General features: G+C 75.4%; 3 protein-coding genes. All 3 read left to right on the forward strand.

Annotation, left to right across the window (positions count from 1 at the left end; all coding sequences use genetic code 11):
* Positions 1–91 precede the first annotated feature (91 nt).
* The 3 genes from ACFRFC_RS00420 to ACFRFC_RS00430 are packed head-to-tail and all read left to right on the forward strand — an operon-like array spanning position 92 to position 16,951.
* Complete coding sequence (locus ACFRFC_RS00420) at positions 92–253, forward strand: hypothetical protein (RefSeq protein ID WP_382679490.1); 162 nt, start codon at positions 92–94, stop codon at positions 251–253.
* Positions 250–8,277 (forward strand): type I polyketide synthase, encoded by an 8,028-nt coding sequence (locus tag ACFRFC_RS00425; RefSeq protein WP_382679493.1) that lies wholly within the window; start codon positions 250–252, stop codon positions 8,275–8,277. The genes ACFRFC_RS00420 and ACFRFC_RS00425 overlap by 4 nt, the downstream gene beginning before the upstream one ends.
* Before the next feature lie 28 nt (positions 8,278–8,305).
* Positions 8,306–16,951 carry a type I polyketide synthase gene (locus tag ACFRFC_RS00430; RefSeq protein WP_382679496.1) on the forward strand — a complete coding sequence of 2,882 codons (8,646 nt, stop codon included), beginning with the start codon at positions 8,306–8,308 and terminating at the stop codon, positions 16,949–16,951.
* Positions 16,952–16,984 lie beyond the last annotated feature (33 nt).

Genomic DNA, 16,984 nt, shown 5'->3' on the forward strand with positions numbered 1-16,984 from the left:
AAAACCGTGTACGGCGAGAATGGGGAGCGGCGTTGGGCGAGCCTGAGGGATATTCCGGCACCCTCTCGGAAATCCCGGCGATCCAGGAATCTTGCGAAGCGCGCACACCTGGTACGGCTCGTACACCTGGTACAGCTCGTACACCTGGTACAGCTCGTACACCTGGTACAGCTCATATATCTCGTACAGCTCATACACCTCGTACTTCTCGCACTTCTGGCACTTCTCGGAAAGGGGTCGGCGAAAAGGATGACCACTCCCGTCGCCGTGATCGGACTGGCGTGCAGACTGCCCGGCGCACCCGACCCGGATGCCTTCTGGGACCTGCTGAGCACCGGCGGGAGCGCGATCGGCCCGGCGCCGGAGGGACGCCGGGTGTCTGCCGACTCCGCCCGCCCCGCCGGTCCCGCCCACGTGGATCTTCCCGGCGGTTTCCTCCCCGACGTCGACCACTTCGACGCCGCCTTCTTCGGCATCTCCCCGCGCGAGGCCGCCGAGATGGACCCCCAGCAGCGGCTCGTCCTCGAACTGGCCTGGGAGTCCCTGGAAGAGGCCGGGATCCTCCCCGCCGCCCTTGCGGACACCCCCGTCGGCGTCTACATCGGCGCCATGGCCTACGACTACGCCGCCCTGCGCCACCATCCCGACGCGGCCCCCCTCACCCGCCACACCCTCACCGGCCTCAACCGGGGCCTGCTCGCCAACCGGGTCTCCTACACCCTGGGCCTGCGCGGCCCCAGCCTCACCGTCGACTCCGCCCAGTCCTCCGCGCTCGTCGCCCTCCATCTGGCGTACCGCGCGGTGCGGGACGGCGACTGCGCGCTCGCGCTGGCCGGCGGGGTCAACCTCAACCTCGCCCCCGCCGGCACCACGGCCGCCGCCCGCTTCGGGGGACTGTCACCCGAGGGCCGCTCCTACCCGTTCGACGCCCGCGCGAGCGGCTACGTACGCGGTGAGGGCGGCGGCCTCGTCCTGCTCAAGCCGCTCGGGGCGGCGCTGGCCGACGGCGACCACGTGCACAGCGTGATCCTGGGCAGTGCCGTCAACAACGACGGCGGCACCGACGGACTGACCGTCCCCAGCGCCGACGCACAGCGCGATGTTGTCCGCCAGGCCGTCCGGGACGCCGGGATCGACCCCGGCGAGGTGCAGTACGTCGAACTGCACGGCACCGGCACGCCTGTGGGCGACCCGGTGGAGGCGGCGGCCCTCGGCGCGGCGTACGGCACCGGCCGGGCGGCGCACGAACCCCTGCTGGTCGGATCGGTGAAGGCCGGCATCGGGCATCTGGAGGGCGCGGCCGGTGCCGCCGGTCTGCTCAAGACGGTCCTCGGTCTCCGGCACCGCCGCCTGCCCGGCACGCTCAACCATGAGACGCCCCACCCCCGGATCCCGCTCGCCGAGCTGGGGCTGCGGGTGCAGCGCGACACGGGTCCTTGGCCGAGGCCCGAGCGACGGCTGATCGCCGGGGTGAGTTCCTTCGGCATGGGCGGCACCAATTGCCATGTACTGCTGGCCGAGCCGCTCCTTGCGGCCGCCGAGTCGCCCTTCGTGGGGGTCGAGCCGCCCTTCACGGAGGTCGAGCCGCCGCCCAGGGGTGCCGAGCCGCCCTTCACGGAGGTCGAGCCGCAGTCGACGGACGCCAAGCTGCCTCTTGCGGACGCCGAGCCGCCTACCGCCGAGGCCGCCGACGCCGTATCGCACGACGCCCCACATCCCGCCCCCGCACAGCCCACCACGCCCGCGCAGACACCGCCCCCCGTCACCCCCTGGCCCCTGTCCGGCGCCACCCCCGAGGCCCTCCAAGCCCAGGCGGGGCGCCTCGCCGCGCATGTCCGGGCCCGGCTGGACCTGCGGGTCACCGATCTCGCCCACTCCCTCGCCACCACCCGCACCCACTTCCCGCACCGCGCGGTGGCCCTCGGTGCCGACCGCGCGAGCCTGCTGCGCACCCTGGACGCCCTCGCGGCCGGCGCACCCGCCCCGGGTGCCGTCCTCGGCCGCGCCCCCGGACGCGCCGCCGCCCCCCTCGCCTTCCTCTTCCCCGGCCAGGGAAGCCAGCGGCCCGGCGCGGGACGGGGGCTGTACGGCACCGAGCCCGTGTTCGCCGAGGCGCTCGACGAGATCTGCGCCCTGTTCGACCCCCAGCTGGACCGGCCGCTCCGCGATGTCCTGTTCGCCGCACCCGGCACCCCCGACGCCGCGCTCCTGGACCGCACCCGCTACACCCAGGCCGCGCTCTTCGCCCTGGGCACCGCCCTGTACCGGCTGCTCGAACGGCACCTCCCGGCACCGGACTTCGTCCTAGGGCACTCCATCGGCGGCCTCACCGCCGCCCATGTCGCCGGAGTGCTCGCGCTCCCGGACGCCGTCACCCTCGTGGCCGCCAGGGGCCGGCTGATGCAGGAGGCCCGCTCGGGCGGAGCCATGATCGCCGTCGAGGCCACCGCCGAAGAGACGGAACCCCTCCTCGCCGAAGCCGAGTACGCCGGACGCCTCGCGCTCGCCGCCGTCAACGGGCCCCGCTCCGTCGTGGTCTCCGGCGACGCCGACGCGGCGACCGAGTTCGCCGGGCGCCTCGCCGCCGCAGGCCGCAGGACCCGGCGGCTCACGGTCAGCCATGCCTTCCACTCCCCGCACATGGACAGCGCGGTGGACGAGTTCCGCCGGATCGCCGCGACGCTCACCTTCCGCCCGCCCACCCTCGCCGTCGTCTCCGACACGACCGGCCTGCCCGCCACCCCCGCCGAACTGACCTCCCCCGACCACTGGGCCGAACACATCCGCCGCCCGGTCCGCTTCCACGACGCCCTGCGCCAACTCGCCGCGCAGGGCGTCACCGCCTACGCGGAACTGGGCCCCGGCAACGTCCTCACCACCCTCACCCGGACCTCGGGCACCGGGGAAGCGACCGTCGCCCCGCTGCTGCGCCGGGCCACCGACGAACGGCTCTCCCTGCTCACCGCCCTCGCCGAACTCCATGTCGCCGGTACGGAGACGGACTGGCCGGGCCGAACCGGCGCCCAGCGGCCACGGCGGGTGGCGCTGCCGACGTACGCCTTCCAGAGGCGGCCCTTCCGGTTCGCGACCGCTGCCCCGGCCGAGGGCACCCCGACGCCGCCCCGGCCCGTCGCGGGCCCACCGTCCGCGCCCGTGAGCCCCGCCCCGGCCGCCGAGGTCCCCGCCACCGACTTCCTCCCCCTCGTCCGCAGCGTGGCCGCCGAAGTCCTCGGGCTCGCCGCCGGGCACGACGTGGACCCCGAGCGCACCTTCAAGGAACTGGGCCTGGACTCCCTCGGCGCGGTCGAGTTCGCCGACCGTCTCTCCCACGCCGCCGGGGTGCGCCTGGCGCCCACCGCCGTCTACGACCGCCCCACCCCGTTCGCGCTCGCCCAGCACCTGGCGGCTGAGGCCACCCGGTACCCGACGGCGACGACCGCCACCGCGCGCACCACGGACGAAACCCCGGCGGGCCCCGCCACACCCCCGGCCGACGACGACCCCATCGCGATCGTCGCCACGGCGGGCCGCTGGCCCGGCGGCGCCGACACCCCCGAACGCCTCTGGCACCTCCTGCTCTCCGGCACGGACGCCACCAGCGGCTTCCCGGTCAATCGGGGCTGGGACGAGGACCTCTACGACCCCGACCCGGACCGCCCCGGCCACACCTCCGTACGGCGCGGCGGATTCCTGCACGACGCCGACCGTTTCGACGCCGACTTCTTCGGACTCACACCGCGCGAGGCCGAAGCCATGGACCCGCAGCAGAGGCTGCTGCTGGAAACCTCCTGGGAGCTGCTGGAACGCGCCGGGATCGACCCCGCCGCTCTGCGCGCCTCCGCGACCGGCGTCTTCGTCGGCGCCTCACAGCAGGAGTACGGCCCCCGGCTGCACGAGGCCACCGGCACCACCGCCGGGTACCGGCTGACCGGCTCCGGCATCAGCGTCGCCTCCGGCCGCATCGCCTACACCTACGGTCTCGAAGGACCGGCGCTGACCGTGGACACCGCCTGCTCCTCCTCCCTGGTGGCCCTGCATCTGGCGGTGCGCGCGCTGCGCTCCGGCGAGTGCGCCCTGGCGCTGGCGGGCGGCGCGGCGGTGATGGCGACGCCGGGCATGTTCACCGAGTTCAGCAGGCAGCGCGGGCTGGCCCCGGACGGCCGCTGCAAGCCGTTCGCCGCCGCCGCCGACGGCACCGCCTGGTCGGAGGGCGTCGGCCTGGTACTGCTGGAGCGGCTGTCCGACGCCCGCCGGGCCGGTCGCCGGGTGCTCGCCCTGATCCGGGGCAGCGCGGTCAACTCGGACGGCGCCAGCAACGGCCTCACCGCACCCAGCGGCCCCGCCCAGGAGCGGGTGATCCGGCAGGCCCTCGCCGACGCCCGGCTGACCGCCCGGGACATCGACGCCGTCGAGGCCCACGGCACCGGCACCACCCTCGGCGACCCCATCGAGGCACAGGCCCTCATCAACACCTACGGCCGTGACCGGCCCCCCGCGCACCCGCTCCACCTGGGATCCCTGAAATCCGGCCTGGGCCACACGCAGGCCGCGGCCGGAGTCACCTCCGTCATCAAGATGACCGAGGCACTGCGGCACGGACTGCTCCCGGCCACCCTCCACGCCGACCACCCCACCCCGCACGTCGACTGGACCGACGGCACCGTCACCCTCCTCACCCGCCCCACCCCCTGGCCGGCCCCCGGCCACCCGCGCCGCGCCGCCGTCTCCGCCTTCGGCATCAGCGGCACCAACGCCCACCTGATCCTCGAAGCGGCACCCCCGGCCGACAGCGCCCCTGACCACCCGGAACCCGCCACCCCCGTCCCTGTCCCCGTCCCCTGGATCCTGTCGGCCCGCACCCCGCAGGCCCTCCAGGCCCAGGCCGCCCGACTGGCCGCCGCGCTCACCCCCGAGCCCGCTCCGGACGCCCTCGCCCCGACCGCAGCCGCCCCGAACGACCCCACCCCGAACGACCCCACCCCGGCCGACCCCACCCCCACCGAAGTCGCCCACGCCCTCGCCCGAAAGCCCCGGTTCGAGCACCGTGCCGTAGTCGTGGCCCGCCGCCCGGACGACCTCCGTACCGCCGTACGGGCCCTGGCGCGCGGCGAGTCCGCCGAAGGGCTCGTACGGGACCGGGCCACCACCCCCGCCAAGCTCGCCTTCCTCTTCACCGGCCAGGGCAGCCAACGCCCCGGCATGGGACGGGAGCTGTACGCCGCCCACCCCGCCTTCGCCGCCGCCTTCGACGAGACATGCGCCGCGCTGGACGCCCACCTCACCGGGCCCACCCCCCTGCGGGACACCGTCCTCGCGAGCACCGCCGCCGACGCCCTCGACCGCACCGCCCTCACCCAACCGGCCCTGTTCGCCCTGGAAGTGGCCCTCTTCCGGCTCCTGGAGTCGTGGGGCGTCCGCCCGGACGTCGTCGCCGGTCACTCGGTCGGGGAACTCGCCGCCGCGCACGTCGCGGGCGCCCTGAGCCTCACCGACGCGGCGGCGCTCACCGTCGCCCGGGGCCGGCTGATGCAAGCCCTGCCGGAGGGCGGAGCCATGGTCGCGCTGGAGGCGACCGAGGACGAGGTGCTCGGCGAGATCGACGGCCAAGCGGACGCGCTAGGCATCGCCGCCGTCAACGGACCGTCGGCGACGGTGATCTCGGGCGAGGAACCGGCGGTGCTCGCGGTCGCCGAGCGGTTCCGCGCCCGGGGCCGCCGGACCGGCCGACTCCGTACGAGTCACGCCTTCCACTCCCCGCTGATGGACCCGATGACGGGCGAACTGGCCCTGATCGCCGACGGCCTCACGCCCCGGCCACCCCGCATCCCCCTGCTCAGCGCCCTCGACGGCACCCGCTACACCCCGGACCGCCCCATCCCGCCCGACCACTGGGCGGCCCACGCGCGCGGCACGGTCCGGTTCCTGGACGTCGTACGGCGGCTGGAGGCGGACGGGGTCACCATCTACCTCGAACTGGGCCCCGACGCGGTCCTCACCGCCCTCGCCCAGGAGGGCCTGAACGGCGGCCCCGCCGAGGACACGCCCCCGCCCGCCCTCGCCGCGTCCCTGCGCCGGGGCCGCCCCGAGCCGGAGACCCTGCTCACCGCCCTCGGCACGATCCACGCCCGGGGCGCCGGAGTCGACTGGGAAGCGGTCATCGGCCGCTCGGGACCCAGCCGGGTCGAGCTGCCCACGTACGCCTTCCAGCGACAGCGCCACTGGTTCCAGGAGCCCGAACGCCCCACACCCCAGGCCGCGCCCGACGGATCCTTCTGGGAACTGGTGGAGCGCCGGGAGACGACCTCCCTCGCCACCGCGCTCGGTCTCACCGGGACCGATCAGCGCGCGGCCCTGGACGCCGTACTCCCCGCCCTCGCCGCATGGCACACGGAACGCGGGCGCACGGCCGAGATCGACGGCTGGCGTCACCGGGTCGGATGGCAGCCCGTACCCGACCCGCAGTCAGGCGCCCCCGGGGGCCGCTGGCTCCTCCTGCTGCCCGAGGGGACGGGGCCGTACGACGACTGGGGCCCCCTTCTGGCACGGGCACTCGCCGACACCGGTGTGGGCGTCGAGCGGGTCGTGGTGCCGCCGGACCGGCTCGACCGCGTGTCTCTGACAGGGCTTCTTGGCAAGGCCGCCGCAGTGCCGGTGACCGGAGTGCTCTCTCTGCTCGCGCTCCCGCAGGACCCGGCGCCCGCAACGTCCGGCCTCGCCACCACCACCGCCCTCATCCAGGCGTGGGAGACCACGGGCGGTGCCGCCCCGCTGTGGACACTCACCCACGGGGCCGTGACCACCGGCACCGACGACCGGCAATCCCTCGACCCCACCGCCGCCCTGGTGTGGGGACTCGGCGTCGTCGCCGCCACCGAGGCCCCCGGCTGGGGCGGTGTCCTCGACCTGCCCGAACGGGCCGACGCCACCGCCGCCGCACAGGTCGTGCACGCCGTGACCGGCCGGCACCGGGAGGCCGAACTGGCCCTGCGCCCGCAAGGGCTGCTCGCCCGCAGACTCGGTCCCGCCCGCGCCGACCGGCCCGCCGCCCACTGGCAGCCGAGCGGCACGGTCCTGATCACCGGCGGTACCGGCGCCCTCGCCCGGCACACCGCCCGGTGGCTGGCCCGCAAAGGCGCCGCCCGGCTGCTCCTGCTCAGCAGGCGCGGCGCCGACGCACCCGGCGCGGACGCCCTGCGCGACGAACTGACCGCCCTCGGCGCCCAGGTCACCTTCGCGGCCTGCGATGTCGCCGACCGGACGGCACTCGCCCAGGTCATCGGCTCCATACCGCCCGAGCACCCGCTGACCGCCGTCGTGCACACCGCCGCCGTCCTGGACGACGCGCCGCTCGACGCGCTCACTCCCGAACGGCTCGACCGGGTCCTGCGGGTCAAGGCGACGGGCGCCCGCCACCTCGACGACCTCACCCGGCACCTCGGCCTGACCGCCTTCGTGCTCTTCTCCTCCGTGACCGGCGTCCTCGGCACACCCGGACAGGCCAACTACGCCCCCGGCAACGCCTACCTGGACGCCCTCGCCCACCAGCGGCGGGCCGCCGGTCTTCCGGCCACCTCCGTCTCCTGGGGGCTGTGGGCGGGGGACGGCATCGCCGGGGACGAGGGCGGACGGCGGCTCGCCCGGCGCGGACTGCTGCCCATGGCACCCGAACTCGCCGTCCGCGCACTGGAACAGGCCCTCGACCAGGACGAGACCCACCTCGTGGTGTGCCACGGCGACTGGGCCGCGCTGGCCGCCCTGCGGTCCCATCCGCTCCTCGAAGCCCTGGTCCCGGGCGCACCGGAGGCCACGTCCGGCCCCGATTCCGGCGATGGATCGACCGGGTCCACCGGACCGACCGGGCTCGCGGCCGAGCTGGCGGCTGCACGCGGCGAACACGACCGGCGGCGGCTGCTGCTCCGGTTCGTCCGGACGCAGGTCGCCGAGGTGCAGGGCGGCCGGGCCGTCGACTCCGTGGACGTCCACCGGGGGTTCAAGGAGCAGGGCTTCGACTCCCTCACCACCGTCGAGCTGCGCAACCGGCTGAACCGGCACACGGGCCTTGGCCTGCCCACCACCGTCGTGTTCGACCATCCCACGCCGCGAGCGCTCGCCGACCTGCTGTACGAGCGGCTCACCGGGCCCGACCCGGCCGCACCGCCCGACGACGCCACCGTCGACGTACCGGGGACGACGGACCAGGACGTCTCCGGCACGCTCTCCGCCGCCACCGACGACGAACTCATGGACTTCATCGGCAAGGAACTCGGCATCTCCTGAGCCGGCAACGCGCACGAAGGGTGGATTCATGAACGACAGCCGCATGCGGCACCTCCTGGAACGGGTCACCGCCGAACTGCACACGACCCGCAGGAAGCTGCGCGAGGCCGAGGAGAGCGACCGGGAGCCCATCGCCGTCGTCGCGATGGGCTGCCACTTCCCGGGCGGCATCGACTCCCCGGAGGAGCTGTGGCAACTGCTCGCCGAGGGCGGCGAGGTGGTGGGCGACTTCCCGGACGACCGGGGGTGGGACCTGGCCACGCTGTTCGCCGGAGAGGCCGGAGAGGCCGGAGAAACTGGGGGAGGGGGCATCCCGGTCTCCCGCCCCGGCACCTCCACCACCCGCCACGGCGCCTTCCTCGCCGACCCCGGCGCCTTCGACGCCGACTTCTTCGGTATCTCGCCGCGCGAGGCGCTGGCCCTGGACCCCCAGCAGCGGCTGCTGCTGGAGACGGCCTGGGAGACCTTCGAACGCGCGGGCATCCGGCCCGACAGCCTGCGCGGCAGCGGCACCGGCGTGTTCGTCGGAAGCAACGGCAACGACTACGCGCCGCCGCCCGGCAGCGTCCCCGAGGACCTGGAGGGCTACATCCTGGCGGGCAACGCGGCGAGCGTCGCCTCCGGCCGGATCTCCTACACCTTCGGCCTGGAGGGCCCCGCCGTCACCGTCGACACCGCCTGCTCGGCGTCATCGGTCGCCGTGCATCTGGCCGTACGGTCACTGCGCTCTGGGGAGTGCGATCTCGCCCTGGCGGGCGGGGTGACGGTGATGTCCACGCCGTCCACCTTCGTGGAGTTCTCCCGGCAGCAGGGCTTGTCCCCGGACGGCCGCTGCAAGGCGTTCGCCGGGGCCGCCGACGGGACCGGCTGGTCCGAGGGCGTCGGACTGCTGCTCGTCGAACGGCTCTCGGACGCCCGGCGCCACGGGCACCGGGTGCTGGCCGTCATCAGGGGCACCGCCGCCAACCAGGACGGCGCCTCGCACGGCCTGACCGCCCCCAACGGCACCGCACAGCAGCGCGTCATCCGCCAGGCCCTCGCCGACGCCGGGCTCACGGCCGCGCAGGTCGACGCGGTCGAGGCACACGGCACCGGGACCACTCTCGGCGACCCCATCGAGGCCCAGGCGCTGCTCGCGACGTACGGCCAGGAGCGGGCGCCGGAGCGTCCGTTGTGGCTCGGTTCCGTGAAGTCCAACCTCGCGCACACGCAGGCCGCCGCCGGAGTCGCCGGGATCATCAAGATGGTCCTGGCCATGCGGCACGGCGTCCTGCCGAAGACCCTGCACGTCGACACGCCCTCCCCGCACGTCGACTGGGCGTCCGGCGCCGTCTCCCTGCTGACCGAGCAGCGGCCCTGGCCCAAGACGGGTGAGCCCCGCCGGGCAGGGGTGTCCGCGTTCGGCATGAGCGGCACCAACACCCACATCGTCCTGGAACAGGCACCCGTGGACGTGCCGGAGGCTGAGGGTTCGGAGGGTGAGGGCCCGTCCGAGGCACCGGCGGACAGCACCCCAAGGACCGCACCCCTCCCCCTCCTCCTCTCCGCCCGCACCGCCCCCGCCCTCACCGCCCAGGCCGCCGCCCTGGCCGCCCACCTGCGCTCCCGCCCCGACACCCCCCTCCCGGCCCTCGCCCATGAACTGGCCCGGGGCCGGGCCGCCCTGGAGGAACGCGCGGTCGTCGTCGGCGCCGACCCGCACACCCTGCTCGCCGGACTCGACGCCCTCGCGGCGGACGAGCCCGCGCCCGGCGTCGTGCGCGGAAGCGCCGGCCCCGACCCCCGTACCGTGTTCGTCTTCCCCGGGCAGGGCTCGCAGTGGCCCGGCATGGCCCGCGAACTGCTGCACACCTCGGACGTGTTCGCGGCGAGCGTCGCCGAGTGCGCCGACGCCCTGGAGCCGTTCACCGACTGGTCCCTGACGGAGGTGCTGCTCGGCGCCGAGGGGGCTCCCGGGCATGACCGGGTGGACGTCGTACAGCCCGCGCTGTGGGCGGTGATGGTGTCCCTCGCCCGGCTCTGGGAGTCGTACGGGGTACGGCCGGACGCCGTGGTCGGGCACAGTCAGGGCGAGATCGCCGCCGCGTACGTCGCCGGGGCCCTGTCGCTGGAGGACGCGGCCCGCGTGGTGGCGTTGCGCAGCCGGGCCCTCGGCGCGCTGTCGGGCGGTGGCGGCATGGTGTCGCTGGCACTGCCCCTGGACCGGGCCACCGGGACGATCGCCGCCTGGGGGGACCGGATCGGCGTGGCGACGGTCAACGGCCCGTCCGCCGTCGTGGTCGCGGGCGAGCCCACCGCCCTCGCCGAACTCGTCGCCGCCTGCGAACGGGACGGCGTCCGCGCCCGGACGATCGCCGTCGACTACGCCTCGCACACCCCCCAGGTCGAGCGCATACGCGAGCACCTGCTGACCGCGCTCGCCCCGGTCGCCCCCAAGCCCGCGCGCGTGCCCGTGCTGTCCACCGTCACCGGCGACTGGCTCGACACCACCCGCATGGACGCCGACTACTGGTACACGAACCTCCGGCAGACCGTCCTGTTCGAACCGGCGATCCGCAAACTGGTCGCCGAGGGCCATGACCTCTTCGTCGAGTCCAGCCCCCACCCGGTGCTGACCACCGCCGTGCAGGAGACCGCCGAGTCGGTGGACGCCGGGCCGGTGACCGTCACCGGGACCCTGCGCCGCGACGACGGCGGACCGGTACGGCTGCTCACGTCCGTGGCGCGGGCGCAGGTCCACGGAGTGCCGGTGGACTGGAGCCCGGCACTGGGCGACGCACGGCAGCCCGGCGTCACCGGCCTGCCCACCTACCGCTTCCAGCGGCGGCCCTATTGGCTCGCACCGGCCACCAAACCGGCGGACGCCACCGACCTCGGGCTGCGCCCCGCCGGGCACCCCCTGCTCGGCGCGGCCCTGCGCCCCGCCACCGGCGACGGCCTGCTCCTCACCGGCCGTCTCTCCGCCAAGTCCGCGCCCTGGCTCACCGACCACACCGTGCACGAGCGGATCGTCGTCCCCGGAACGGCCCTGCTGGAGCTGGCGGTCCGCGCCGCCGACGAGACCGGCGCGGACACCGTGGACGAACTGGTGATCGAGACCCCGCTCCCCCTGCCCGCGACCGGCGCCGTCCAGCTCCAGCTCGCCGTGACCGCCCCCGGCACCGACGGCCGCCACGCCCTGACCCTCCACTCGCGCCCGCAGGACGCGACCGACGGCACCCGCTGGACCCGTCACGTGACCGGCTACCTCACCCACACCACCACCCCGCCCCAGCCCGCCGACCCGCCGGGCGCCTGGCCCCCGCCGCAGGCCATCCCCCTGTCCCTGGACGGCCTCTACGACCGTCTCGCCGAGTCCGGTGTGGTCTACGGGCCGCGTTTCCAGGGCGTGCGCTCCGCCTGGCGGCGCGGGCCGGAGATCTTCGCCGAGGTCACGCTCGGCGACGAGGAGTGCGCGGCGGCGGGGGAGTTCGGACTGCACCCGGCGCTGCTCGACGCGGCCTTCCACGCCTTTGCCCTCACCTCCGAGACGCCCGAGGAGCCGGGCCGGGCCCTGATGCCGTTCGCATGGCGCGGCGTACGCCTGCACGCCTCCGGCGCGACGACCCTGCGGGTCCGGCTCGCCCCCACCGCCGACGGCGGGCTCTCCCTGGACGCCCATGACCCGGCCGGAACCCCGGTCGTGTCCGTGGCCGCACTCTCCTACCGGCCGCTCCCGGCGGCGCAGTTCACCACCGGGACCGCCACCCTGCCCCTGTACCGCCTGGCCTGGCAGCCGCTCCCGCTGCCCGACGGACCCCCCACCGGAACGCCGGTCTTCCTCGGGGACACCGGCCCGGCGGGACTCACCGACGGACGCGAGCTTCCGGACACGGTCTGGTACGAGGTTCCGGCCGCGCCCGCCGCCACGGCTGACGTGCCCGCGCTCGCGAGGGCCGCGCTCGACCGCGTCCTCACCCTCGTCCAGGACTGGCTCACCCGCCCCGAACTGGACGCCGTACGGCTGGCGGTACTCACCACCGGAGCCGTGTCCGTCGACGGAGAGGCACCCGATCTGACGACGGCCGCCGTCTGGGGTCTGCTGCGTGCCGCGCAGTCCGAACATCCGGGCCGGCTGCTGCTGGTGGACACGGACGGCACGGACGCGTCCCGTGACCTGCTCGCCGCGATGGCGAAGGCGACGACGGCGACGACGGCGGTCGCGGTGGCGGCGGAGCCGCAACTGGCCCTGCGGGGCGGCGCCGCCTTCGTACCGCGCCTCGCCCCGGCCACCACCACCATCACCACCACCCCGGACCAGCCGCTCGCGGCACCCGACGGCACGGTCCTGGTGACCGGCGGCCTCGGGCTCCTGGGCCGGCTGATCGCCCGGCACCTCGTCACCGAGCACGGCGTACGCCACCTGCTGCTCACCGGCAGGCGGGGCGGGCGCACCCCCGGCGCCGAGGCGTTCGCCGCCGAACTCACCGGCCTGGGAGCCACCGTCACCCTCGCCGCCGCCGACGCGGCCGACCGGGACGTCCTGCGGACCGTCCTGGACGCCATCCCGGCCGACCGTCCGCTGACCGCCGTCGTCCACGCGGCCGGCACCCTGGACGACGGCGTGTTCGCCGCCCAGTCCGCCGCCCGCCTGGACACCGTGCTGCGCCCCAAGGCCGACGCCGCCTGGAACCTGCACGAACTCACCCGGGACAGCGACCTCACCGCCTTCGTCGTGTTCTCCTCGGCCGCCGGCGTCCTGGGCGTGCCCGGACAGGCGAACTACGCCGCCGCCAACACCTTCCTCGACGCCCTGGCCGCCCACCGCCGCGCACACGGCCTGCCCGCCACCTCCCTCGCCTGGGGACTGTGGGACGAGAGCAGCGGACTGACCGGCCATCTCGACCACACCGACCATCGGCGCAACGCCCGCCACGGCACCCGCCCGCTCACCACCCCCGAGGGCCTCGCCCTGTTCGACACGGCCACCACGGCGAGCGACCCGCTGCTCGTCCCGCTCGCCCTGCGCCACGGCGCCGACCCCGTCCAGCTCCCGCCGGTCCTTCGGGATCTCGTCCGCACCCGGCGGCCCGTCGCCCGAGCGGCGTCCACCGCGTCCCAGGAGTCCGGCACCTCCCTCGCCGCCCGGCTGCGCGCCCTCGAACCGGCGGCGCGCGAAGAGCACCTGGCCGCGCTGGTCCGGGCCGAGGCGGCGACCGTCCTCGGCCGGGACGACCGTACGGGCATCGCCGCCGACCGGGCCTTCAAGGACCTCGGCTTCGACTCCCTGACCTCCGTGGAACTGCGCAACCGGCTCGGCACGGCCAGCGGCCTGCGCCTGTCACCCACGCTGGTCTTCGACCACCCCACCCCCAAGGCACTGGCCCGCTTCCTGCTCGCCGAGATCATCGGGGAGGGCGCAGGAGAGACAACGGGCGCGGACCTGCCCGCGCGGGTGACCCCGGCCCCCGACGACGACCCCATCGTCGTCGTGGGGATGAGCTGCCGGCTGCCCGGCTCGGTCGGCTCGCCCGACGACCTGTGGGACCTGGTCGCCACCGGCACCGACGCCATCACGCCCTGGCCCACCGACCGGGGCTGGGACACCGAGTCCCTCTACGACGCCGACCCCGACCGCCCCGGCCGGACCTACACCCAGCACGGCGGATTCCTGCACGACGCCGCCGACTTCGACGCCGACTTCTTCGGGATCTCCCCCCGCGAGGCCCTCGCCACCGACCCGCAGCAGCGGCTGCTGCTGGAGACGTCCTGGGAGGCGTTCGAGCGGGCCGGGATCGACCCCGCCGCCCTGCGCGGCAGCAACACGGGCGTGTTCGTCGGCGTCATGTACAACGACTACGCCTCCCGCCTGCACGAACTCCCGCCCGAGCTGGAGGGCTATCTCCACAACGGCAGCGCGGCCAGTGTGGCCTCGGGGCGCGTCTCGTACACGTACGGCTTCGAGGGCCCGGCGGTGACCGTCGACACCGCCTGCTCCTCCTCGCTGGTGGCGCTGCATCTGGCGGTGCGGGCGCTGCGCGGCGGCGAGTGTGATCTCGCGCTCGCGGGCGGGGTGGCGGTGATGGCGTCGCCGTCCGGGATGGTCGCCACCTCCCGGCACCGCGCCTTCGCCCCCGACGGCCGGGTCAAGGCGTACGCGGCCGGGGCGGACGGCACCAGCTGGGCCGAGGGCGCGGGGCTGCTCCTGGTGGAACGGCTCTCGGACGCGCGGCGGCTGGGGCATCACGTGCTCGCCGTGGTGCGGGGCACGGCCGTCAACCAGGACGGCGCCTCCAACGGCCTGACCGCGCCCAGCGGCAGCGCCCAGCAGCGGGTCATCCGCCAGGCGCTCGCCGACGCGGGCCTGTCCGCGCGGGACGTCGACGCCGTGGAGGGACACGGCACCGGCACCACCCTCGGCGACCCCATCGAGGCACGGGCACTCGTCGCCGCCTACGGCCATGACCGGCCCGCCGACCGGCCGCTGTGGCTCGGCTCCCTCAAATCCAACATTGGGCACACCCAGGCCGCCGCCGGAGTCGCCGGGATCATCAAGATGGTCCAGGCCATGCGGCACGGCGTCCTGCCGAGGACCCTGCACGTCGACGAGCCCGCCCCCGATGTCGACTGGGCCTCCGGAGGCGTACGGCTGCTGACGGAACAGCAGGTGTGGGAGGCGCGGGAGGGACGGCCGCTGCGTGCCGGTGTCTCGTCGTTCGGGGTGAGCGGCACCAACGCCCACGTCATCCTCGAACGCCCCGCCGACGCCGGGACACCCCCGCCCCTCTCGCCGGGCAACACCCCCCTGCCCTGGGTCCTCTCCGCCCGTACCCCCACCGCCCTCGCGGGCCAGGCCGAACGGCTCCTCACCCTGCTGGACGAGGGGACGGGGACAGGGACCGGGAACACCGGCGCCGACATCGCGCACGCGCTACGCACCGACCGCTCGCCCTTCGACCACCGCGCGGTGGTGATCGCCGCCGGTCGCGAGGCCGCCGCCGAGGGTCTCGCCGCCCTGGTGCGCGGCGAACCGGCCGGGAACCTCGTACGGGGAACCGCCGCCGAAGGCACCCGGACGGTGTTCGTGTTCCCCGGGCACGGCTCGCAGTGGGCCGGGATGGCCCAGGGGCTGCTGGACTCCTCCCCGGTGTTCGCGGCGCGCGTCGAGGACTGCGCGCGGGCGCTGGCACCCCACCTCGACTGGTCGCTCCTCGATGTCCTGCGCGAGCGGCCCGGTGCGCCCACGCTCGACCGGGTGGACGTGGCGCAGCCCGCGCTGTGGGCGGTGCTCGTCGCCCTCGCCGCCCAGTGGGAGGCGTACGGGGTCCACCCGGACGCGGTCGTCGGGCACAGCCAGGGAGAGGTCGCCGCCGCGACGGTCGCCGGGATCCTGACGCTGGAGGACGCGGCACGGATCGTCGTCGAGCGCAGCCGGATCCTCGCCGGACTGGTCGGCAAGGGCGGCATGGTCTCGCTGGCGCTGCCGCTCGCCGACGTGGAGGAGCGCATCGCGGCTTGGCCGGGACGGCTCTCGGTGGCAACGGTCAACGGCCCCTCCGCCGCCGTGGTCGCGGGCGACGACTCCGCCCTGGACGAACTCCTCGCCCTGTGCGCGCAGCGCGGCGAACGCGCCCGGCGGATCCGGGCGGCCACGGTCGCGGGCCACTCCCCGGTGATCGACGAGGCGAGGGCCGAACTCCTCGACCGGCTCGCCTTCGTCACCCCGCACCCGGGCCACCTCCCCCTCCACTCCACGGTCACGGCCGCCCTCGCCGACCCGGCCGACCTGGACGGGACCTACTGGTACCGCAACATCCGCCACACCGTGCGCTTCGCGCCCGTCGTCCAGGACCTGGTGGCCGCGGGGCCGACCGTCTTCATCGAGGTCAGCCCGCACCCCGTACTGACCGCGAGCATCCAGGACACCGCCGACGCGGCGAACGCCCCGGACACCACCGTGACGGAGACCCTGCGGCGCGACCACGGCGGCCTCGACCGCTTCCTCACCTCGGCCGCCGCGGTGCACGCGAGCGGGGTACCGGTCGACTGGTCCCCGGCCTTCGCGGGGCTGCGCCCGCGCCGGGTGGAGCTGCCGACGTACGCGTTCCAGCGGCGCCGCTTCTGGCTCGACGCCGGGGCGCCGACGACTCGCGTGGGCGACACCGCCGTCCACCTCGGCGACGACGACGAAGCGACGACGGTCACCCTGACGTCCCGGCTCGCCGCCCTCGCGCCCGCCGAGCGCGCGGCGGAACTGACCGACCTCGTGCGCCGTCAGACCGCGGAGGTGCTGGGCCACGACGGCATCGAGGACGTGGGCGCCGACCGGCAGTTCAAGGAACTCGGGCTGGAGTCGCTGACCGCCGTCGATCTGCGCAACCGGCTCGCCGACGCCCTCGGCCACCGGCTCCCCGCCACCCTGGTCTTCGACCACCCGACCCCCACGGCGGTCGCCGCCCATCTCGCCACCCTGCTGCCCACGACGGCCCCCCCGGCCGGCCACGCCCCGGCCCGCGGCGACGCGCTCGCCCTGCTGGAGCGGATCACCCCCGACGACCCCGAGGGGCCCGAACTGGCCGCCAGGCTGCGCGCCCTGGCCGCCCGCTGGGCCGACCTCCCGCACCCCGCCGACGATCTCGACCTGGACGCGGCGACCGACGACGAACTCTTCGAGCTGATGGACAGCGAGGCGTGATGCACGACGGACGGGCGTACGGAACCGGCGAGC

It is taken from the genome of Streptomyces sp. NPDC056734 (assembly GCF_042790455.1).
Lineage (GTDB): Bacteria > Actinomycetota > Actinomycetes > Streptomycetales > Streptomycetaceae > Streptomyces.